The organism is Pseudoalteromonas sp. OF5H-5 (assembly GCF_021530695.1).
Lineage (GTDB): Bacteria > Pseudomonadota > Gammaproteobacteria > Enterobacterales > Alteromonadaceae > Pseudoalteromonas.
This window is the reverse complement of the sequence record NZ_JAKGBF010000012.1, coordinates 48,103-71,518: the sequence shown is the minus strand read 5'-3', so window position 1 is coordinate 71,518 and position 23,416 is coordinate 48,103. Positions and strand designations below refer to the sequence as shown.

19 protein-coding genes are annotated in these 23,416 nt (G+C 41.5%); 4 read left to right on the top strand and 15 right to left on the bottom strand.

Going from position 1 to position 23,416, the window contains the following annotated elements; translation table 11 throughout:
• Positions 1-195 precede the first annotated feature (195 nt).
• Positions 196-1,605 (top strand): sensor domain-containing diguanylate cyclase, encoded by a 1,410-nt coding sequence (locus L1271_RS17100; protein ID WP_235368353.1) that lies wholly within the window; start codon positions 196-198, stop codon positions 1,603-1,605.
• On the opposite strand, the gene ylqF is transcribed toward L1271_RS17100, so the two are convergent.
• From ylqF to L1271_RS17075, 5 genes are all read right to left on the bottom strand, one after another.
• Positions 1,602-2,546 carry a ribosome biogenesis GTPase YlqF gene (gene ylqF, locus L1271_RS17095; RefSeq protein WP_235368352.1) on the bottom strand — a complete coding sequence of 315 codons (945 nt, stop codon included), beginning with the start codon at positions 2,544-2,546 and terminating at the stop codon, positions 1,602-1,604. The genes L1271_RS17100 and ylqF overlap by 4 nt on opposite strands.
• 685 nt (positions 2,547-3,231) lie before the next feature.
• Complete coding sequence (locus L1271_RS17090) at positions 3,232-4,632, bottom strand: hypothetical protein (RefSeq protein ID WP_235368351.1); 1,401 nt, start codon at positions 4,630-4,632, stop codon at positions 3,232-3,234.
• A gap of 40 nt (positions 4,633-4,672) precedes the next feature.
• Positions 4,673-5,401 (bottom strand): hypothetical protein, encoded by a 729-nt coding sequence (locus L1271_RS17085; protein WP_235368350.1) that lies wholly within the window; start codon positions 5,399-5,401, stop codon positions 4,673-4,675.
• Entirely contained in the window at positions 5,398-6,348 is a 951-nt protein-coding gene (locus tag L1271_RS17080) for a Fic family protein (protein ID WP_235368349.1), read from the bottom strand. The genes L1271_RS17085 and L1271_RS17080 overlap by 4 nt, the downstream gene beginning before the upstream one ends.
• Before the next feature lie 292 nt (positions 6,349-6,640).
• Entirely contained in the window at positions 6,641-8,524 is a 1,884-nt protein-coding gene (locus L1271_RS17075) for a methyl-accepting chemotaxis protein (protein WP_235368348.1), read from the bottom strand.
• Positions 8,525-8,608: 84 nt separating this feature from the next.
• Here L1271_RS17075 and L1271_RS17070 point away from each other — a divergent pair, with 84 nt between their 5' ends.
• A complete protein-coding gene (locus L1271_RS17070) occupies positions 8,609-9,769 on the top strand; it encodes a porin (RefSeq protein ID WP_235368347.1) in 1,161 nt (386 codons plus the stop codon).
• A gap of 104 nt (positions 9,770-9,873) precedes the next feature.
• Positions 9,874-10,515, top strand: coding sequence for an alpha/beta fold hydrolase (locus L1271_RS17065; RefSeq protein WP_010606909.1), 642 nt, complete (start codon positions 9,874-9,876; stop codon positions 10,513-10,515).
• Here the strand turns inward: L1271_RS17065 and L1271_RS17060 are convergent.
• Positions 10,512-10,721 carry a hypothetical protein gene (locus tag L1271_RS17060; RefSeq protein WP_010376516.1) on the bottom strand — a complete coding sequence of 70 codons (210 nt, stop codon included), beginning with the start codon at positions 10,719-10,721 and terminating at the stop codon, positions 10,512-10,514. The genes L1271_RS17065 and L1271_RS17060 overlap by 4 nt on opposite strands.
• A 403-nt stretch (positions 10,722-11,124) precedes the next feature.
• Here L1271_RS17060 and L1271_RS17055 point away from each other — a divergent pair, with 403 nt between their 5' ends.
• Positions 11,125-11,598 (top strand): Dps family protein, encoded by a 474-nt coding sequence (locus L1271_RS17055; protein WP_010376518.1) that lies wholly within the window; start codon positions 11,125-11,127, stop codon positions 11,596-11,598.
• Between the two features lie 130 nt (positions 11,599-11,728).
• Here the strand turns inward: L1271_RS17055 and L1271_RS17050 are convergent, their stop codons facing one another.
• The 9 genes from L1271_RS17050 to L1271_RS17010 all read right to left on the bottom strand — a co-directional run bounded on the left by L1271_RS17050 (position 11,729) and on the right by L1271_RS17010 (position 23,416).
• Positions 11,729-13,786, bottom strand: coding sequence for a S9 family peptidase (locus L1271_RS17050; RefSeq protein WP_235368346.1), 2,058 nt, complete (start codon positions 13,784-13,786; stop codon positions 11,729-11,731).
• Between the two features lie 60 nt (positions 13,787-13,846).
• Positions 13,847-14,368 (bottom strand): hypothetical protein, encoded by a 522-nt coding sequence (locus L1271_RS17045; RefSeq protein ID WP_235368345.1) that lies wholly within the window; start codon positions 14,366-14,368, stop codon positions 13,847-13,849.
• Between the two features lie 61 nt (positions 14,369-14,429).
• Entirely contained in the window at positions 14,430-14,948 is a 519-nt protein-coding gene (locus L1271_RS17040; protein ID WP_010606912.1) for a hypothetical protein, read from the bottom strand.
• Between the two features lie 102 nt (positions 14,949-15,050).
• Positions 15,051-15,929, bottom strand: coding sequence for a hypothetical protein (locus L1271_RS17035; RefSeq protein WP_102057749.1), 879 nt, complete (start codon positions 15,927-15,929; stop codon positions 15,051-15,053).
• A 54-nt stretch (positions 15,930-15,983) separates the two neighbouring features.
• The gene (locus L1271_RS17030) at positions 15,984-16,292 is read right to left on the bottom strand and encodes a hypothetical protein (protein ID WP_102057750.1); all 309 of its coding nucleotides are present in this window, start codon (positions 16,290-16,292) and stop codon (positions 15,984-15,986) included.
• Positions 16,293-16,461: 169 nt separating this feature from the next.
• Positions 16,462-19,614 carry an efflux RND transporter permease subunit gene (locus tag L1271_RS17025; RefSeq protein WP_102057751.1) on the bottom strand — a complete coding sequence of 1,051 codons (3,153 nt, stop codon included), beginning with the start codon at positions 19,612-19,614 and terminating at the stop codon, positions 16,462-16,464.
• A gap of 15 nt (positions 19,615-19,629) precedes the next feature.
• Positions 19,630-20,796: an efflux RND transporter periplasmic adaptor subunit gene (locus L1271_RS17020; RefSeq protein ID WP_010606916.1), complete on the bottom strand. Its 1,167-nt coding sequence runs from the start codon at positions 20,794-20,796 to the stop codon at positions 19,630-19,632.
• Positions 20,797-21,039: 243 nt separating this feature from the next.
• Entirely contained in the window at positions 21,040-23,064 is a 2,025-nt protein-coding gene (locus L1271_RS17015; protein WP_235368409.1) for an ABC transporter permease, read from the bottom strand.
• The gene (locus L1271_RS17010) at positions 23,042-23,416 is read right to left on the bottom strand and encodes a hypothetical protein (protein ID WP_235368344.1); all 375 of its coding nucleotides are present in this window, start codon (positions 23,414-23,416) and stop codon (positions 23,042-23,044) included. The genes L1271_RS17015 and L1271_RS17010 overlap by 23 nt, the downstream gene beginning before the upstream one ends.

Below are 23,416 nucleotides of genomic sequence, written 5' to 3'. Positions count from 1 at the left end.
ATGTGTATCACTGGCAACCACTTTTTACTTGCTACATTGCTCATATCGGTGACGGTAGATATGAATCAAAAAGCCCTGCTCAGGGCTTTTTTTATACCTACATTTTCTATCAGCGTTTGTTCAGCTGTAATGTCGTGTAATCGTTTTCTTTTACTAGAATCCGTATCATTCTATTTTTCCAAAAATAACAATAATATGAACGCTCGACGCTACCGTTATAACATGTTGTTAAGCCTGCTGCTGCTGGTAGGGTTTATTTTCACCAGCTGGATAAGTATCGAGCATGCTAAACAATCGTTGTATAAAGGGGTGAGCGATGATGCTCTGCCACTCACCAGCCATCTGATTGATTTAGACATACAAAAACGGCTTCAAGCTCCAATTATTGTTTCTCAGCAAATGGCAAATAACGTCTTTATTAAACGTTGGCTAACGTCTTCAAAGCAAGACCCTACGCTTATTTTCACCTACTTAGAAGATACTCGAGCATTACATCACGCAAAAACGAGCTTTTTAGTGGATGACAAGAGCCTCACTTATTACCACTTTGATGGTAACACCCAGCAGTTAGACATTCGCGCCAAACAAAACGATTGGTACCGAGAAAGCCTGCATAGCGATACTGACTATGCGCTCAATGTTGATATAGACCCAAGAGATAACAACGAAGCCACTGTTTACGTCAATCATAAAATAAAGCAAAACAACGATGTAATTGGCGTTGTTGGGGTTGGTATCTTATTGGCTGATTTACATAATTTAATCGAACAATACGAAGCCAGCTACGCACGCAAACTGTACTTTATTGACCACAAAGGCAGGCTCTTATTTTTTAACGATCAGACTCTATCTGGCACCAGTATTCATGATCGTTTTCCAACCCAAGCAACGGCGCTGCTCAATCAATCCGAATATCAATTTCGGTTGGAAACCGACGAGCATGCCGAGTTTGTCCATTCGCGCTATTTGGACTCTATAGGCTGGTATTTAATTGTTGAGCAAACAATAGATAAATCCAGTGGAATAAGCGACATACTCACAACCAATTTATGGGTAGGGAGCCTCGTCACCCTATTAATATTAGCCGTGGCGCAGTTGACATTTAATCACTATCAAAAACGCTTAGAAAAAATGGCGAAGTACGACAAACTCACCGATACCTTTAATCGTCAAGCCTTTGAGCCACAGCTTCAGCACCATTTAGCGAGAGCGCGTACCCAATCAACCCCAGTAGTGATGTTGATGATGGACATTGACCACTTTAAACAAGTGAACGATCAACATGGCCATGTGGTAGGCGACAGAGTGCTGCAATGCTTCTCCAACGTATGTAAACGCCAGATAGAAAACAACGGTTTGCTGTGCCGCTGGGGAGGCGAAGAGTTTATGGTATTGCTACCCAAAGCGACGTTAGAGCAAGGAATTGCGATTGCTGAGAAGATCCATGTTGCTCTAGAGCAGGCGGAATGTGAGGTCAAAGTGACTGTCAGTATTGGCGTTGCACAATACCATATTGATGAATCAGAAGATGGTTTTATAAAGCGCGCCGATGCCGCGCTCTATCGTGCCAAACAAGGCCGGAATCAAACCAAATTCGCCGCTTAGCGGCGATTCTTACGCGCTCTTGCGCGGCGCTGACGTTTTTCGTCTTCACGCGCGGCCTTTTTGGCCTCAGCTTGTGCTCGTAACTCAGCAACCATTTCTTCTTCCGACTCTCGCATTTCCGGCGTTTCCATCGTGATCTGCCCGATAACAGCATCGCGCAGCTCGTTGATTAAAATCTCCGACATCTTATGCGTATCGACCTGATTGCCGCCCTTTACACAACCACGCTTGCGGCCAGCCATCTCGATAAATGTCCAGTCACAGTCCGGTAATTCGTCGAGCTTGTAACGTGCTTTTAAAAGCTCTGGATATGCACCTAGCAGATATTCAGCGGTGTAACTCGCCACTTCTTCATAATTGATAGCCGTATCGCGAATAGCACCCGTTGCCGCCAAACGATAGCCCGAGTTTTCGTTCTCAACCTTTGGCCACAACATACCCGGCGTATCGTAAAGCATAATGCCGTCTTCAAGCTTAATACGCTGTTGCGCTTTAGTTACCGCTGGTTCATTACCTGTTTTTGCAACAATTCTGCCAGCAAGTGTATTGATTAGTGTCGATTTACCCACATTTGGAATACCCATGATCATGGCTTTTAGCTGCTTATCTTGACCCACTTTATGAGGTGCAAGCTTTTTGCAAAGCGCATTAATACGCTGTACTTCATTCGCCTTATCATGACCAAACGCCAGCGCTTTTACACCGCTCTCACGTTCAAAATACTCCATCCACTGCTTGGTCAGTTCAGGATCGGCAAGGTCCGCTTTGTTCATGATTTTGATAACAGGCTTGTCACTACGTAACTGCCCTACCATCGGGTTTTCGCTACTGTATGGAATACGAGCATCCAGCACTTCAATAATGACATCCATCTGCGGCATGATCTCTTTGATCTCATTGCGCGCTTTATTCATATGCCCTGGGAACCACTGTATTGCCATTATAACCACCTGTATTAATTAACTTTAAAAGCTCATATGTTGAATACCTTGCCAAACTCACACCTACCATCGCGCCATTCGTACGAAGCAAGAGATAAGTAAAGGATACAACATAGGGTACTAAACGCTTTTAATACAGCCGCAGTACCTCATCACTAAGTTGGTTATTCTACTATAAATTGACAGGATTGGGTTAATGGCTTTGTTAGTACGACGATTCAAAGCCGCCTCATCCATATTCACCCAATCATTTTGCTAACGTATGTTCCCCATTAGGGCTGCCCTTCAGCCCTCTGATTTTTTCTAATACATCGGGTGAGTATACAGCTCATAATAAGTGCAGGGACTGTAATTAAAATGACATAAGGTGTTACCAAGATAAGAACTGCCAAGTTTGATTCCGAAAAGTATATAATCCAAACATACATACTAAAAATCAGCATAATACTGCCGTACAAGTAGTTTCTTACTATTTCACGAATCAACCTTATACCTTTAAAACTCAACATCAATTTGGAAAAAGCAAGTGGAGTTGACTTTGCGACTAGGTCCACCATTAATAAGTACAAAAAAGATGACAATGAAAAGTACGTACCATTAAAGGCTAAATTGACAAATTCTAAAAGTGGCAAGCTAACGAAAATAAATAGAAAAGTTAATATATTGTTATGGTTAAATTTATCATTCATAAATTTATTTCTTTTTGAATCCTAACAACATAACTATAATTATTTTTAACGTAGTTCTTAATTTTTTCATACTTTTTATTCTGCATCGACTTTACCGAGTACCACTCCAAAATATTGATACCAAACTCAGACTTTGGAGCACCGAAAACGGTTACAGCCTTTTTAAATTCCTCTACATCAGTCTCACCTTGTAAATAATAGAAACTAAAATTCTTACCATAAAGATATAAACCACTTAGGGAATCTAATTTATTTTTTGACAAGCGAGAGATAAGCCATTTATTTTCTGACAAATAACCAGCAACTCTAGTTATGTTAAACAATTGTTTTTGCTCTTTCCAAGACCCATTTCTATGTAGAAAATAGAACTCATTAACACTTATCCCATTCCTTGAATAGTATGCATGCTCTTGATCATTAACATAACCATACAACTCTTCAGAAGGGACTCTCTTAAAATCATCTAAGAATACTGACGGCTTATCATCTATATTATCTATTGAAAAAAGATAACTTACATAATCTTGATAAATAGGCTGACCTTGAAATAACTTTAACGAACCATCTAAGTCAAGACCTTTTATTTTTTCTTTAAGCTCACCAAACCCTACTGCACCTATAAACTTTGCCTTTGTAAAGTCTACATCTTGATACCTACACCTATTATAAAAGTTATAATGCTTATAATTATCAAAAGCTAACTTGATCTTTTTCAATCTATCTTTTCGTTGCAATTCCTTTCTGTTAAAAACCTCGCCATAAACGCGCAAATCTATAAAATCAGAAATCACCAACCTTTCATTTATACTATAACCATCCAAGTTAACCATATCCCCTCGCAAGGAATTTGAACTGGCATCAATATTTAATTCATCTTGCAACTTTTTTATTAATTCAAACCTCTTCTTCGACAACAAGTAATTGGTCAAAGAAAAACGTCTCCCTGAAATGTATATTAACAACTCATGTTTATTACCATCATAGTATTTTTTCAATAAATCTATAAATTCTTCATCACCTTTATTCTCCAGCAAGATAGTAAGAGATGATTTTGAAACTCGATAACCTAAAGCAGCCAAGCTTTCTACATAATCATCACCAACATCATAAATCAAGGCTAATTCTAGAGTATTAAAGTCCCACCCAGTTACAATATTGTGGTGACTAGCTTCCCCAGATATTACCTTTACCACAGCATCAACAACTAAAGATTTTGTGATCTCAACTTCATCTGACTCAATATCAATATCGTTGAACCAATCCCTTTCGTAATAAACATAGGGCCTCTCAACATTTCCACCAAACCCATCAAAATAAAAGTAATTACAATTAGAAGAAAAGGAGAATGGTGAAAAAAATAAACCTATTAAAAAAATATTTTTTGATAAGTGATTCATTTTCTCGTTCCTAGATAGCCCCAAAAATAGGGGCCGTGAGTTAGCTTTTAAAATATTCGTGAATTATAGGCTTGCAAATTTGTAAATTATCGTGCCATTCATAACATGCAGATTCTTCTTGGGCCGAGTTATAATAGGACTTCCCAAAACCCTTTACTCCTCTAGCAAAAAGCGTCGCTGTTTTATTACATCTATAATTAAACTCTATATCTTTTTTTCCCTTCGCAGACTTTTCCCATTTTACTTTACATGTCGCAGCCATATCTGCGTGAAATTGATCGTCACAATTCTTTTGTCCTGAATCAAGAGTAGAATAACACTTATCATGGCTGTTGCAGCTATCTCTAAAAACTCCATCCCAGCTATTAAGTATATCAATAGAACCTATTTCTGAGCTACAACCATCTACTGATATTGTTGGTTTTAACAATGGATCACAAGAGTCTGGTTTTTGATCTGCATAATTACCACAGAGCCATCTAACCTCACGATCAAATGCTCTTGCTTCTTTTTCTCTTTGCTCAGAGCTAGAGTTATCGTACCCATAACGATCACCCAAAGTTTCAAATGTACGACTTAAATTACTAACAGAATGCCGAAATCGGCTCTTCGGAATAGCAACGCCATTTACTTGTATCCTCTCAATAGCATATGCACTTTTAAAGCCGACTGATAGCGAGTTACTATTTGATAGTTCGTAAGCATCGATATCAACATTTAATAAAGCAGCCCCTATCAGACTAAAGATCAAACTCTTTTTTATATTCATTTCATTCCTTTTATTAACTTTTCATGTAACTTATTGTGGTAATTGAAAATATGCTTTGAAATTATAACGTTACCGACTCTTCCAAATATTGGTAAGACTTCAACAACACCTTTTTTCTTAAGGTTAATATAAAAATCATCTTTTACTCCCTCTACACTTTCTATAAAAACCCCTTTATCAACCAGAACATTAAATAATTTATAAAACCTTTCTTCATCCGTCACCCTATAATCTCGCACCACATTAAAAACCAAGGATTCCTTTTCATTGTTAAAGTAATTGGTCAACTCCTTTCCCATTTCTAATAGTGTTCTTAACTCTGGAGAGTTAGCAAAACTCTCATAGGATGAAAGAGATTTAAAACATAGTTCGTTGTACATTTCTTCAGTTTTCTTTGAAAGATGAAGTCTAGGACAATATAAGCTATACTTTTCTTCGACTAAGCTTAGAAATAAAGAGCGAGCGGTCCTTCCATTCGCGTCAATAAATGGGTGTATAGCTACAATTCTAAAATATAAAAAAAGGTTACAAGTTAAATTATTTCCAACTCTTTCCTTGTTAAATATTTTTAGCGTATCGTTAATTAAACTTTTAATTTTACTGGGTGCAGGTGGTATATAAATTTTATCATTTTCACTCCTACCAACCCATGACTTATGAGTCCTATAGCCTGGAAGCTCTAAACTGAGGCTTTTATTAATTAAATAAATTTCACTTTCCTCAAGTTCCCTTCCCCTCAAACCAAAATCAATAGTTTTATAGAACTTCCCTCTCAATCTCAATATATTTTCAATTTTTATTTTTTTTAATGAATAACTATAATAATCATGTAAAACCAACTCCATTGGTAGTATATTTTTTAATTGTCTAACACAGAAACTCGAAGATACATATCTGTAAATAAAGTTCTTATAATTATGATCGATCTTGCGTAGACCTAGTTGCATTAAATACCACCATTTTGTAATTACTTTACTGCTAAAGAACCCAATACAGGTACATTATCATACTTTTAACACATGTCAATTATAATTTATTTTTTGAGTTATTACTCAAATAACACTTGGATCTAGCTTTGCTCCATCCCCACCCCAAACAATTAACATTTAATTAACTTTACAATGTAATTAGAACAGAATACTGATGGATTGATAGGAAAAGACTTATAGTAGGGATACCAACGCCACAATTAAGTAATAATCCACTCAAAAGTTGAGTGGATTATTCAAACTCAAGAACTCACAACGTAAACTTAGACAGTAGCGCTTCTTGTTCATGGGCGTTTTTAGCGAGTTCTTCGCTGGCGCTGTATTGTTTGTCAGAAAAGCTGCCGACTTCGACACTAATATCGTTGATATGTATTGTATTTTTATTGATTTCTTCAATCACCACACTTTGCTCTTCTATGGCCGTTGCGATTTGAATATTGCGATCCATAAGCTCTTTTACTGCCTCTGAGATTTCTTCTAGCATATGTGTCGCTTGCTCGGTTTGTGACACACATTGCTGGGTTTTATCTCGGCTACTTCCCATAGATTGCTGAACTTGAATGGACGAGGCTTGGATCTGGTCGATCATGGACTTAATTTCGGTGGTGGATTCCTGTGTTTTTGATGCTAGAGAACGCACTTCATCGGCCACAACCGCAAAACCACGACCTTGCTCTCCGGCACGTGCGGCTTCAATTGCAGCATTAAGTGCCAGTAGATTGGTTTGTTCTGCAATGCCATTGATGACCGAAAGAATATTCTCAATATTTTGGCTGTATTCTGCAAGTTGCGTACTCAACTCGTACGATGCAGTAATATCGTCAGCCAAAGCATTAATTTGGCTTCGCGCTTTAAAGAATATTTCTTGCCCTTCGGAGGTCTTTTCATTTACAGAGGTGATAGAGCTTGCGGCTTGCTGCGCGTTACCTGCGATTTCGGTCGAGGTAGTACTCATTTCATTCATCGCGGTAGCGAGGTTTTCAATTAGGCTAACTTGTTGATCAAGTTTCTGTGAAGAATGCGTCGACAGCTCTTTGGCGGCATCACTGCTTATCAGCACGTCGTCTGCACGTTCTTTTACATTACTTACTAACCCATGCAAAAAGCCCAAGAACAAATTAAATTGTCGCGCTACCGTGCCGCACTCATCTTCGTTAACAATTTTTAAGCGCTGAGTTAAGTCACCGCCCCCACTTGCCATGCCGGTGATTGCAGATTCCAAATCCCGTAATGGTTGGAGTAAGTGAATTGCTAACGTCCGTACGCAGAATACTCCAATAGCCACGGCTAAAATAGCAATGATCAGGGAGTTTATTGTAATTTCAGTCAGTGTTTTGTAGGCTTTTGATTTATCGATTAATACCGCCAAATACCAGTCCGTACCAAAGGTGTTATCAAGCGAATGTAAGTAAAACAACCTTTTGCCTTCTTTGGTATCCACTTCTTGCAACTTATCTACGCTATCTAAGCGTAAAGCTGGATATACCTGTTGCAATTTTTTGCCGTTAAATTCGGCATGTTGATGAGAAATTACATTACCAGACTTGTCGACCAAAAAGGCATAGCCCGTGTTATCAAAGTTAACCTGATTGACACTATTAGCGATGGTTTTTAGGCTTAAATCTCCCCCAATTACCCCTTTAAAATTACCGTTCACCATGATGGGAGACACCACCGACAGCAATAATTCACCTGTCGCCGCGTCTGTATATGGACTGGTATAAACGGTTTTATTTTGGTTTTTACCAAGCTGATACCAAGCTCGCTCTCTAAAATCGACGCCTGGAGGATTTTTGCGAGCGGGGTTGTTCGACCTGAGCCCTTCCTCATTAGCCAAAGTACCAAAAGCCAGCAGAAACTCCTTTTTAAACACTGGTGTATTCAGTGCTTGTTGAAAGTTATCATCGCTAAAGTTTTGCTCTAACTGACTTTTTATCACATTAATTTGCGTTGCTTTACCAGCCAGCCAATTCTCTATGCTCACAGCCAGCAATTGCGTGCTATCTGTTACATAGGCATGGGTTTTGGTTTTCACCGAATCGCTAACAAACCAGTAAGTAGAAAGCGTCGTCGTCGTGATGATCAATAAGATCACTATGGCAGAAGTCACAGAGAACTTAGTGCGGATCTTCATATTCAACAGCCTGAATAAAAAGTGCTCGAATATCAAAAGTGTTGTCTATAATTCGATTATTGGCAACTGAGCGATGTAAAAACCATGAATTTTACTTTGAGCAACTCAACCGCACTGATTGGCCTAGCCTGTTTACTGACTTCTTCAGCAACTTTGGCAACCGATCGACCTGTCACCATGGCCGACATTGAAAATCTTGAGCGGCAATTAGCTGAGCTTAAAGCTCGGTTTATGACGCAAAATAGCGAACTAAAGGCCGCAGCTCCAATGGCAAAATCAACACCACAAAGTGACCCGGTAAAACCACCTAGCGAGCCCTCAACCACGCTCAAAACCTATGCCACAATACGCCCGACATTTGGCGTAATCAATCAAGATGACGCAAGTAACTGGGATGTTCGTGACGCCTTATCCCACGCAGGGATTAAAGTAACTCATGAATTTATGCCGGGCTGGCAGGCCGAACTTCATGGTGAATGGGGCATCGATCTCGCCAATGAAGGAAATTTTGGCAAGTCACGCCGTGCTTATACTGCACTAGGCACACCGTATGGTCGATTTGGCATTGGCAAACAAAGGCCTGCACAGTATCTGTTTATTGCCGAATACGTTGATATTTTTAATCACGCCAGTAGCCCATTTGCTTACGATCCAGAGAGTATTTTTTTCGTTGATAATTTAGTCACTTACCGCTACGAATTGGGGCCAATGACGTTTATCGCCGCAGGCCAATTTAATGGTGATAAGGGCGATAATCAAACGGATTTATTCAACACAGGGTTAAGTTACGATAACGCAGGTTTACACGCGGCGATTACTTATCAACAAAACGATGTGTACGATAACGAGCAACATATTGGCGAAAACCAACTTTGGTCTGGTGCGCTGGCTTACCAATTTACCTCCCGCTTTTACGCTGCAATGGCATATCAGAACAAAGACTATCAACGCGTGGAAGCTCTTGATTCTCGACAAGGCCACACCTTTGATCTTTCGTTGGCCTATCAACTCGCAAAACACTATAAACTCAAAACCGGATATTTTGATTTTGATGACGGTTACGGCAGTCATGATCCGCTTAATCAAAGCTTCGATGGCTACAATGTTACACTTGAGTGGCTACCAACACCGCCCCTCAGAGTGCACTTGGAGTATTTGAACAAGTCCTTCGACAACCAAATCGATATGGACTCCATCTCCATTGGCTTTAGGTACGATTACAAGCAAGAGTGGCAATTTGATTAGTTAGAATAATAATTTCTAATTTGGATTGATTTATACATCAAGTATTCAAGTGAGGGTGGTACACTCGCGCAAGGCTTAGAAGTATTCAAGTTTAAAGAGGCGGTATGAACCACGCTCCTATTCCACTCAATATTACCGCGAGCGCCAAAATCGAGAGCATTGTGGTGCTACACGGCTTGTACATGTCTGGCTTTGTGATGCGGCCGCTTAGCGCTCGCTTAGGTAAATCGGGCTACCGTATTCTCAATTTAAGCTATAACACATTAACGCCAGATATTGATGAGATCTGCGCCGCTATTGATACTTTTGTTGGCGATCGCCCCGCCGCCCTCGTTTGCCACTCCATGGGAGGCTTAGTTGCAAGAGCATATTTAGAACGAGGTTCTGCCGCGAGCAAGCAAGTAAAAAAAGTGGTGACCTTGGGGACACCACATAAAGGCAGTGCCATTGCCAAGCATATGCACGACAAAGGACTGGAGCTACTGTTAAAAAACAGTGTGGAATTTTTATTATCTAACAATCAAGATTGGCCTTTCGACGCCAAGCTTTACAGTATTGCCGGTGACTTACCCATTGGACTAATGCCACTGCTACAAAAAGGTAGCCAGTCGGATGGCACAGTGCTGTTAGAAGAAACCAAGCTCAGTGGCATGGCCGAGCACAAAGTATTTCATCTCAGCCATACCAGCTTAATATATTCCCGTGCGGTAATGGACTATATCTGCGAGCTGTTAGGGAGGCCTTAGTGCTCTGCGCTTGCAGCTACTTTGTAAGCAATCACTGCGATCAAGCCAACTAATAACGGCACTGGCGCTGCAATATAGCCAAAGGTATCTGAGTTTGCGATGCTTGCGCCAGCTAAGTGACCTACGAGCCCAACAACAAAAGCCACTAAAGCGATAACAACGACGACGAGTTCCATTTTATGTTCTGATTTTGTTTTGCCTTTCATACTCATTTCCTCCAGTAGTAGACACCGCGTTTTTTGTGTCTTGATGAAATGATTATGCGCTTATGATGCGGTGATATTTTGACCTAAATCAAGTTTAAAACCGCCAAAAGACGAACGAGATTAAACGCTTGTCTTAGATCAAAAACTACGCGCTCTGGTTATATTTTGGGAAAAGTTGGCAAGCTTTATTCCCAACGAGTACTCATGTCACCTTGTTATTGTTGAGCGCTTTTTAGGGTTTCATCTTGTTTTTTAATGCACTCATCCCAACGTCATATTGTATTAATATTTAATATGTTTTTATTTTATTAATTGATTTTTCCGATTAAACACTTTGATTTTAATCATTGGGCAATCACCTAAGGTTGCGCCATACTGACTGTGAATCAACAAGGAGCATCGCATGACAAACATTAATTCTATCGGTTTAGACAAAGCAAAGAGCCAAGCGCTAGTAACGTCACTTAATACGCTACTAAGCAGCTACCAAATTCAATATATGAATGCCCGTGGTTTTCACTGGAACATCAAAGGTCGTGAGTTTTTTGAACTACACCTAAAATTTGAAGAAATTTATACGCTATTACTTGAGAAAGTCGATGAAATCGCAGAGCGTATTTTGACAATTGAAGGCAACCCATTGCATGCGTTTTCTGATTATTTGGAAACCAGCAAAATTCAAGAAGCAAAAGGGATCAGCAATGGTACGCAAGCACTAGAAACCCTGCTTGATGGCTACACAACGCTTATTTCTATGCAGCGTGAGATTCTAGCGCAGGCGGGCGAAGCCGAAGATGAAGGGACAGCTGCGCTAATGAGCGACTATATCAAAGAGCAAGAGAAGCTGGTGTGGATGCTTAAAGCATATTTAAACTAAGATTAAGGCTAGGGTGTACAAGTCGAGCTAAAAGCTACGACCTACAAGCGAGCCAGCTCCTACCTAGGTTTTCCTCTGGTAGGAGCGAGTTTACCTCGCGATCTTTTATCTCGCTGTTGTCGAGTTAGAGCTACGACCTACCATTCAATAAGCTGATAAAGAATGCCATTTCTAGTGCTCTTTCATGTAAGCTTTTAAATCGGCCTGAGGCACCACCGTGACCTGCTTCCAAGTCGGTTTTAAAGATCAGCACGTTATCATCCGTTTTATATTCTCTAAGCTTAGCAACCCACTTCATTGGCTCCCAATACTGCACTTGCGAGTCGTGCAGACCTGTGGTGACTAGAATATTTGGATAGGCTTTGGCTTCAATATTGTCATACGGCGAATACGCTAAAATATTCTGGTAGTCCGCTTCATTATTCGGATTACCCCATTCATCATACTCATTGGTTGTCAATGGGATTGACTCATCCAACATGGTAGTTAACACATCCAAGAAAGGCACATGGCAGCCTAACCCTAAATACAGCTCTGGAGCTTGGTTTGCAATTGCACCCATTAACAGGCCGCCTGCACTCCCGCCTGATGCAAACACTTTGTCTTTATGGCCGTAGCCCTGCTCAACCAAGGCCTTGGTAACATCAATAAAGTCGTTAAAGGTATTTTGCTTATGCGCTTTTTTGCCTTGCTCATACCATTCACGACCAAGCATCTCAGAACCTCGAATATGCGCAATCGCGTATACAAACCCTCTATCTAACAGGCTTAGAATTTGACTAGAGAAGTTAGGGTCGATAGTAATACCATAAGAACCATAGCCATACTGCAATAGTGGATTGCTACCGTCTTGATTAAACTTATCTTTTCGATACACCAAAGATACAGGGACTTTAACGCCATCTCTTACGGTTATATGCAAACGTTCAGAGTGATAATATTCAGGTTTAAAATCACCTAACACTTGCTGTTGCTTTTTCAGCGTCTTCTTACCAGTGGTTAAATCACAATCGTACACTGAGCTGGGAGTTGTCATACTCGAGTAGTGGATACGAATATTACTTGAACTTGGCTCAGGGTTATTTCCTACCGTAGCAAAATAACAAGCATCATCAAATCCAAGGTGATAGCTCTGCCCTTGATAATCATGGACAACAAAACGGATCTGCCCTTGTTCACGCTCAGTCAGCACAAAGTGACTATGGAACAGCTCCAAGCCTTCTAACAGTACATGGTCGCGATGGGCAACCAACTCTTCCCATTGCTCGACATTACCAACGGTTGCCCCTGTTGCACGCATTAAACGGAAGTTTTTAGCGTTCTTATTACTAAGGATGTAAAAGAACTCTCCCATTTTTTCAAGACCATATTCATGGCCAATTTCTCTTGGAATAAGAGTGCTAAACTCACCGCAAGGATCGTTTGCATCCAGTATTAACTGATCGCTCGTTTCCGTCGCAGCAAGATAGATATAAATAGCGCTTTCGTCACGACTTTTACCCAATCCCATATAAAATTGGCGATCTTGCTCTTCAAACACCAAAATGTCATCACTTTGTGGCGTTCCCAACACATGACGATACACTTGGAAGCCGAGCAACGTTTGCTCGTCTTTTTTGACATAAAATACAGTTTTATTGTCGTTCGCCCAAATTACCTGACCTTCCGTGTTATACAGCACATCTTGCAGTAATGTATTGGTGTTTAAATCAAGAAACTTGATGGTGTAAATTCGACGCCCGTCGGTATCTTCACTATAGGCAAGCAGTTGCTCATCTGGGCTTACAGTAATATCACCGATGTCATAAAACTCGTTGCCAGCGGCTAACTGATTAATGTCTAAAAGAAGTTTTTTATCCGACAAATCTTCTTGTGATGCGCGATAATATCTAGCATACTCCTCATCACCACTCACTTCACTCACATACCAATAGTTGCCATCTTTTGCGGGCACTGAGCTATCGTCTTTTACGATACGACCTTTCATTTCTTCAAACAGCTGGGTTTGCAGCGCTTGATGAGGCGCCATTTGCGCTTCACAGTAATCATTCTCTGCTTTGAGGTGTGCCAACACATCAGCATTTTTACGCTCGTCATCACGCATCCAGTAGTAGTTGTCGATACGTTCATGATTATGGTGCAGCAAGGATTTCGGCTGCTTTTTGGCTAGCGGTTGAGTTTTTTCCATCACCAAGTTGTCATCCTAAATTCGTTATTTTTCGCCAGTGTATCACAGCAAATTTAGGAATTAACAACCATCTAAAAAGCTTTCTGGTGTTTCCTCTACAGCAACACCCTGAGACTTTGCAACCTGCCACAATTGCTCTCCTTGTGATTTAGGCACAAGCCAATTACAGGCAAAACTCGAATATAGATAAACTTCTTCATCTTCTACAGAAAGTAGCTCAACCCCAAATTGATCCTGCTTATTTGGATGGCGATAAACACAAAGCTTATTGTTGCTCGTCATTCTATACACTTTCGGCAGTGGTGAGCGCCAGTTATAAATGTGAATTTCACGATTCTCAAAGTTGAGGATTAATGTGTGTTCCAGATTAATGATTGCATAAACAATGACACCTGCAGTGAGCAGTAGCATCACTATTATTGCTGGTCTTACCAAACTAGCATCCACAGTCAATGAATTGCCAGAAACGACATCCTCAACCGTTATCGCATAATAAGTACCCAATGCAAAAAATATAGTGCATGCCAAAATTCGCAAAGGTAGAAGTCTAAAGCTTTTTTTTAATGTAACGCACTGAATCATACTATCCTTTATTTTCTAATCACTGATAATCAACTCTATTGGGATAGCGCATATTAAGACGTTAAATTAGCAACCAGAATGGCTTAGGTGCAGGCTCAACCGCCCTCTTTTTTTCTTTTGCCATTTGCCAAAACAACGCAGCTTCAGCGTCACTGGCTTTCCACTCACACGCACAGCTTAATTTTGGTTCTGTGTCGTTTGGGCAATCATACAACTCCAAACCAAATTGATTTTTATGTCTAGGATGACGATAAATCGCTAACACACAGGCTGGTTTTAGCAAAATAATTTGCACACGGCTGGAAAATTTTGGATAAAAATAAATGCGCCCTTGCTCTAAGTCAATTTCTAGTTTGCGAGGTGCCTTTAAGATATCGTACACAATAAAACAAAGCGCAATGCCAATCAAAAAAAGAGTAACATCTCCTTTAAAACGAACACTAGCGGTTGATGAACCATCTGGATGAAACCCTTCTATCGTAAGTGCGTAATATGCCATCACAGCGAAGAAAGAGGTGACAATACCGACTCGCAGCGGCAGCAAGACGGAGCGTTTTGTAAACGTAATTTTTGTCTGCATAGGATAAACCTCAGAAAATTTATTACTTAACAAATGATAAGAAATATTATCAGCTCACAATACTTACTTTTAGTAAGTATTGTGAGCGAACAGATCTACTAACTACTCATGCTTAAAGCCAATACGTATCACTGAAATAGCATATTCAGTCCCCTCAACATCCATGCGTCCTTGCTGATTTCTATTCCCTGCACTCATTTCATCAAGGTAAATCGTTAAAGACTTGTCTGCTGCTGCAATGACTTCACCAACATCAATCACCCCGTTGTGATTAGCATCTTGCCAAACCTTAAGGTAATGATAATTATTATCAAGTTTGTCGAGTATTGCATCTTGGTTTGAATCTAATAGAGAAATAGTGTCTTGAGTCTCTGTAAATGGCCTGAATAATATCTCACTTGCACTATCTAACTGATTGTTTTGATTTGCATCAACGATCAATAATGCATCAGCACTTCCCACTGTAATGGAGTTGGTGTTTGGATTAAGTGACCACTCTACTCCATCCTGTGCCAGATCAAGTACTATAAAATGCCCTGACGCAGCTAAAGTATCTAGGCTTCTATAGCCTCGGCAAGGTGGCTCATCAGGTCTATGTACTACACTCATCATGCTACAAACTATATCTGTAACGGTTTCTGGGCCTTCGTAATGTTGAGGAGGGTTGCTCCAATTGTTTGGAATATTGAGTTCTTGTTGCAGAAGATTATCCATATGCTCTTCAAAAGCAGCTCCCACATGGTAACTACCTATGATCTCAGCAATCCTTATAGCAAACTTTTTTGAGTGCGAAGCTCTTTTTACTAAAATTGCGGCTTTTCCAATAGATGTTCCAGCCGCCGCTCCGACAACAAGTGTTAGTGCTTCAGATATAGCCTCGCCATTTTCCCCCTTTATAGCATGAGCAATGCCTTGTAAGCCTTGCCCACCTGCTGCAATTAATAAGTTAATTGCATCAATCTTCTTTTCTATTTTTCTCACCAGGATACTATTTTTACGAGCTCTTGCCCTTAGCTCTTCTAACGCATTAAGCAGCTACTTTGCAGCGACTGTTAAGTCTACCGCAGCTTCATCAAGTTCTGACTCTGTTTTTGATGCATCGCTCGACTCACCGCCGCTAGCTGCTACTCCCATTCCACCAGAAACCCCACCTGATGTGCCACCCCAGCCCCCCGAGAAACATCGTGCCTGCCTCATACTACGTACATTAATTACGCATTCTCTCTCGTGCTTCCAGCCATTAACTTCAATACGTTCAACGTCATCACTTGCTTGTACTTTAGCTGATGCACTGATGACCCCCAGAGCAAATGTAATAGCGCCTGAAATAAGTGATACTTTCAAAACAACCCCTCAATTAAACAATTTTTTGCAATTATATTAAATTACCCAAAACAGGTATAGCAAGAAATTATTAATTTCCCTTTTTCGGAAACGGATTAGGTTTTTAATACACAAAAAAGGCCGAGCATCACTGCGCGGCCTTTATATTATTGAGTGTAAACGAGAGTTTCTAAGCTTCTGCTTTCTCTAGTTGGTTATCGCCAGATTTAGGCTTGCGTCTGATCTTCGCTTTTAAGCGTGAACCCGCACCCTGCATATCCGTTAAGATGATGTATAGGGCCGGCACTAACACCAGCGTGATAAGCGTTGCGAATAGCACTGCAAACCCAAGTGATACCGCCATCGGAATAACAAATCTTGCTTGTAGACTCGTTTCAAAGATGATTGGCATTACACCAGCAAACGTCGTGATTGAGGTTAGCGTGATTGCCCTAAAGCGTGCACACCCCGCTTCAATAACCGCCTCTTTAAGCTTAACGCCCTCAGCACGTGCTTGGTTGATATAGTCCGTCATTACCAAGGAGTCGTTGATCACAACCCCTGCAGCGGCTACTAGTCCAAACATAGACATAGTACTCATATCTAAGCCAAACACTAAGTGACCCCATAGCGCGCCCACTAAGCTAAACGGAATTACCGACATCACGATAAGCGGTTGTGCGTAACTCTTCAGCGGTACAGCCAATAGGATATAAACCATCAACATACCAGCGGCAAAGAATAAGATCTGCTCACTGGTTTGCGCTTGACGCTCTTCCACACTACCACCTAGCTTAGTTTTGACGCCTGGGAACTGTTTTAGTAGCTCTGGTAAGATATTTTCTTCGATATTCTTAACCACGGCATCTGGCTCAATCAGCTCTTCATCGATGCTACCGTATACATATACCGTTCTAAAGCCATCTTCACGACGAATATAATTGATACCCGGCTTCTCGGTAAACTCTACGACATCGCCTAGCATCACTTCTTTACCTTTTGGCGTTGTGATGATAGTACGCTTAAGTGAAGCCAAAGCTTTACGATCTAGTTCAGGATAACGCACCATCACTTTGATTTCTTCGCCATCACGAATAACACGCTGTGCTTCGCCACCGTAGAAGCTATTGCCAACCTGAATCGCAACATCAGCAAGTTGCAAGCCAAGCTCATAAGCCACTGGCTTAAGCGCGATCTGCATTTCTTTACTCGCAGGGTCAATACTTGAGCTGATATCAAATAGTCCAGGTTGCTGCTGCAACATTGAAATAAGCTGCCTACCCGCCGCGTTGAGGGTCTCGATGTCAGAACCTAGCAAGCGATAGCCAAATTCGCCCTCACCACCACTTTGATCGCCAACACTGTCATACACGATGATTGATTTCACTGCGGTGATCTCTGGCATTGCCTCGCGCCAACGGCGTGCAAGTTCAAAAGCCGTAAATGGTCTTAGCTCTTCGTCAACTAACGTCGATAACACTGAGCCCTTAGCGCGGCTTTGGTTCCAAGAATATACATCCTTAACCATACCTTGACCGAACTCTTGGGCAATCTCTTTATCGACATTACGCACCATTAACTCAATAGACTGCATTGCCGCAATGGTTTGCTCGTCCGAGACATTGTCGTTCATGGTAATTTCGATCTTTGGATAATCCTCTGGCACTTTCGGGAATGGAATAAAGCGCACTAAATTCGAAGTCACTAAGCTAAAGCTAAATACCAGCATCGCCACAAAAGTTAATAATACGGTCCAGCGCCAATCAACACAGCGCTGAATAAAGCGTCTGTATGGTCCGTTTACAAATGCGAAGAACTTCTTGTTAAATGCAGCACGACGACTGTTTGGACGCAGTGGTTTAATCTTAGTATGAGCAATATGCGCTGGCAAAATCCATTTGGATTCAATCAAACTGAATACCAAGCACAGAATAATAACGCCCGAGATTGACTTAAAGAATGCACTTTCAGGACCAGATGAGAACAACATAGGTGCAAACACAGCAATGGTTGTTAGTACGCCGAAGGTTGCTGGTGTTGCAACACGCTTAGCACCAATCACCACATTCTTAACGCTGTGGCCTTTGCGTTCAATTTCGGAGTAGGCGGACTCCCCTATGACAATGGCGTCATCCACCACGATCCCAAGTACCATAATAAAGGCAAATAGCGATACGATATTAATACTGATCCCAAGAGCTGGCATAAATAGGAATGCACCAAGGAAACACACCGGCAAGCCAATCATTACCCAGAGCGCTAATTTGAAGCGTAGGAAAATAGTCAGCATGATTGCGACGAGTAACGCACCCTGTAACATATTGCTCTTCATCATCTCGAGTCGAGCGTTCAGGTAGTACGTCATATCAACGATTGGTTCTAATCTTAAGCCTGCGGGTAACTTAGCATTTTTCTCTTCGATATATTTATGTACCGCTTTCGCGATTGGGATCATATTTTGGTCTTTGGTCGCTTTAACCGACAGGAATACCGCATTTTCACCATTCAAACGGAAGTAATATTCACCTTCAGTCAGGCCATCTTTAATTTCTGCGATATCTTGAAGATAAATTTTGGCGCCGTTATCACCGACCTTAACAGGGATGTTTCTAAACTCATTACCGCGGTACATTTGGTTTTCAACACGCACTGCAATGATGCCTGATTCAGTTCTGATTTGACCTGCTGAAATGTTGGTTGAATAACGTCTAATTGCGCTACTTACATCACTAATCGTTAGGTTGTAACGGCGCAGAGCATCTGGATCAACTTCAATACCAATCTCATAGTTTGGGGTTGAACGGTCAACCAATGAAATCGTTGGAATTTCGAGTAATTCATCTTCGATCTCTTTGGCGATTGGCTTGAGTGCATTCAACGGTAGATTACCAGCCAGTGCGACGTTCACCACGTCTTGACGAAATTCTATAAGCTGAACCTGCACGGGCTCCATGGATGCTGGGAAGGTCGCGATACTATTCACACGCGAGCGAATTTTATCTTCTACTTCCGTTAAGTCTTCATCTTTATAGATTTCAAGTTGCGCACTACCGCTGCCTCTAGCGGCACGGTAAACCCCTTTTTTGATTTCTGTAACGTCTTTTAATGCTTCTTCAATTTTGATCAAAATCCCCTCTTCAATTTCTTGAGGAGACGCGCCAGGATACACAGCTGACACCGTCACATAATTGATTTCAAAGTTTGGAAACATTTGTCTTTGGATAGTCATATAACTGATAAAACCCATTATCAGTATGAAGACCATCAACAAGTTCGCCGCTACCGTATTATTCGCAAAATAAGCGATAATACCGCGCTGCGATGTTTTTTCTATATCACTCATGGTCGCTCCTTGCTGTTACAGCTTTTCCGGCTGACTACTAGGCTTTGATGAGGAGTCCGTGCCAGCAACTTTAACTTCCATGCCTTTTTGTGGATATTCAGGTGGTGTCATGACCACTTTATCGCGACTTGTGATGCCATCGCCGATTAAGAAGAACTCACCCTCTTCGCGGATAACTTGCACTTTTCGTGGCTCAAGCTGGTTATCTTGATTAAGTAACCAAACCGACTGATTATTCACGATATCTTGTGGTAGACGATAGATTTGTTTTAACGTTTTACCCGCAAAGCTAACTTGTACATACGTGCCGTATTTTATCGCTGGCTGGCGCGTTGTGAGACCATACGGGTCATTGATACGTACCACCAGGTTGTTCATACGCGTTTGTTGGTCAACAGTACCTAAATCTCTATCAATCTCAGCTTCACGAGTGAAGGCATTCACACCACGCTGATAAACCGTAGCGGCAAGCCCTGACACTCGCTCAGGTAAAAACACAGAATCAAAACCCGCGATAGGAATAATCACTTCCGCCGTTTCGATGTTATTGACAGTACCAACTGAACTCCCCATAGAAACGAACTGGCCAAGACCAACGTCTTTTTTCACCACTAGTGCGTTATAAGGCGCGATAACTTCGCAGTTTTCTAGGTCTCGCTTTGCACGCTGCAGTGCAGCTTTTGCCGATTTTACTGAGGCTTTGGCACTCATGACCTGCGGTTTACGTAAAAATAGGTCGGTATGCTTTTTATTTGGAAATCTTCTTGCTTCATCAGCAGCTACATCAGCTTGTGCTTGCTCTTCGATAAGCTGCGCCTGAGCTCTGGCAAGTTCTGCTTCTGCTTGTAGTAACGCGGCTTCGTAGTTATCTTGCTCAATACGCAGTAACACTTCGCCTTTTTGTACCACACCGCCTTCAACAAAGTTAGGGTGCCAGTATTCAACTTCGCCCGATACTTGAATAGAAAGTTGTGTACTTTCTAGCGGTTTTACTTCGCCATAGCTTTGGATCACAACTTGGTGATCTTGCGCAGCGAGAGTTTCAACTTCAACAACAGGACGAGAATCGACTTCTTGCTTCTCAGGTTCACTCTTAGCAACGGCATTGACGAACATAAATCCGACAACACCCACTATAAGCACGGTAAAGGGTAGAATCCATTTTAAAGTTTTAGCTTGCATGACAGTACCTATTGATAATTTCCTGACCGTATAGTACCAAGTTTAGCGCGTTCTCGGATGTGACATTTGTAAGAATCTGTTACACCTTTAGAACAACTTTTTATAACTATCGAAAAACAGCAAAAATTATAAAGTTATTTCAAACAATCAAGTACCAAAGCCATTGATTTAAAAAGGCCTTTTCAAGTACGATTTTTGTGATTTATATAACAGTTTTTTCGGCTTTTTGTCACATTTTTCACCCTAGATCTGCTTAGTGACATGATGAAGCTCAAGCACTAGAACTATACTGCCTACCAATACGATAGCGAACAACAGATAGATCCCAAGCAGTGGACTCAAAATACCAAACGTACTCGCCACGACTAAAGACAAGAAAACTGCAATAACAACTGCGACTAACACGAGAGAAGCCCGACTCCAACACTGCTCAATAAGAACATCACGTACCTTAGCACCGACTAAACGCTTGATATAGAAGACTGGCGTACTCAATATGGCGAGGTAGCCGAGCAAACCATACATACCTGCCACTACCTGTATTAACATCATCAGTGCGATCACCAGCCCAGCTAAAAAGCTCAGCATGGCTGTTTTATTGAGTTGCTGCATCCGCGATTTGATATCGACGAGCTTTAAAATAGATTGGCTTGGGTTTTGTTGTTTGTACAAGGCGGTAACCGTATGCAAGTCTAATTTCTCTCCTGCTTTGGCTCGCACCAGAATATTTCCACTAATAAAATTAAAAGGTAGATAAGCTAAGGCTTGTGCTTGAGACGTATGGCTAAAGGTATTTTCGACAATACCCACAAGGGTAACGGGGCGCTGATTTCTGTCGTAGATGGTCATGCCGATATCTGCTGCTGTTACGCCAAGGCGCTGTGCTAAAAGCTGATTGAGCACCACTTTTTTCCCTGAACTATTGATAGCTAGGTCATCCTCAGAGAATCCGCCACCAGCAATAAACCTTAGGCCTGAGGTGATAAAGTAATTTGGCCCGCTGAGCTGTAAATAAGCGACGACTGAGTCGCTGCCATCATCAACTAAGCTTAGCGGCTCCAGAAATACAAACTCGTGGGGTAATACGCCAGCCAGAGCAGCACTCTCGACGCTTGGGTGCTGTCTAAGCGCCGACAAGTTTATCATAGCTTGATTATATCTTGCTTGAATAGCATCTGAGCTGCGATCGTAGTTACTTTGCTGTAACTCAACAAAATAAAGATTATTTGAGTTAAAACCACTTGAGGTATTCAACTGCCCGCCAAAATAGCTCAATAGCCAAAATGCAAAACTCATTGTGACTATGCCCACACCGATTTGCAATCCGAGTAAGGCTTGACTCATTGACTTAGGCAATTGTTTGACCTGCCCCTTCCCTGAGCCACTTAGTTGACTACGAATATCCTTAAATGACACCTGAGACATTGCCAGTTTTACAAACACCAGTGCACAGAGTTGAGCAAAAGCACCTACCAATAAAAAGCTCCACCAAGGTAGTTTGAGCCAAACTGCATGGGCTAGGGTCTCCTTCGACCAAAACTGCATTAGCCAAACGCCAGCATTCGCTATCCCTATAGCAAGCAATGACGCAAACAAAAAAATCAAGGCAATATAACGCCACTGTTCGAGTTGTAGATTGCCGCGCTTAGCACCGAGTACAATCGCCAGTGCCAGCTGGTTTTGTTTGGCTTTAAAGTCTAGCAAGTAGAGCGAAAATGCATTCACTAAGGTGATGACAAGCAGCCCAACGCCTGCAAATGCTAACCATTGCGTCGTTGTTCTTAGCTGCCCTTTTAATTTATCAGCAAGTGGTGACAACGAAAATCTGAGCGTCGCACGACCAGATATCCCTTGTTCTAATTGAGCTTGCTCAAATGCAGTTTGAAACTGCGCCTGCAAAAGCGTTAATTGCAGCTGCGCATTTTCTTGTTTTATGCGACCCACAAGAAATAAGTCGCTTCTTACCGCCAAGTGGTCCATACCCGTAATACGGTCACCCATCATAAGTGTGAATGGCAAAAATACCTCACTCATCCGGTTAGATTGATATAACTGCGGTTCGGACTCATCGCACGCGGCCACTCCCACCACGATATAACGACGGTCATCAAGTTGAATGCTCTGTTCTATAATATTTTCATCAGGAAAATATTGCTGCACAAAGCACGCTGTCACAACGACTTCGTTAGGTGCTGTACCAAGCTCATTACTTTGGGAAAGCCACCTCCCTTCTTTTAAAGCAATATTAAAGAGCGAAAAAAAAATCATCACTGACGTAAGTTGTCTCAATCCTTGGCTCAACCACTGAACCACGTAATAAGCTGTGGCTATACAATACTGCGGAGGCTTTATCAAACAATTGCTGATCTTGAGCAAGCTGCCACGCAACAGGCGTAGAGATAGCATTTTCCATGATCGTCTTGTCATGTTCATCTAACATATTCCCTTGCAGCCAAACGAGTTTATCGCTTTGCGGATAAGGTAGCGACTGATAAGCTTGCCATGATAAGCCAATACTCATCATCATAGCGGCGAAAGCGCCGCTCAATAACACGACTAACATCAGACTTAGCCTAAGCCTATACCTCAATCGCCTCAATAGCTTACGCCATAATGTCAT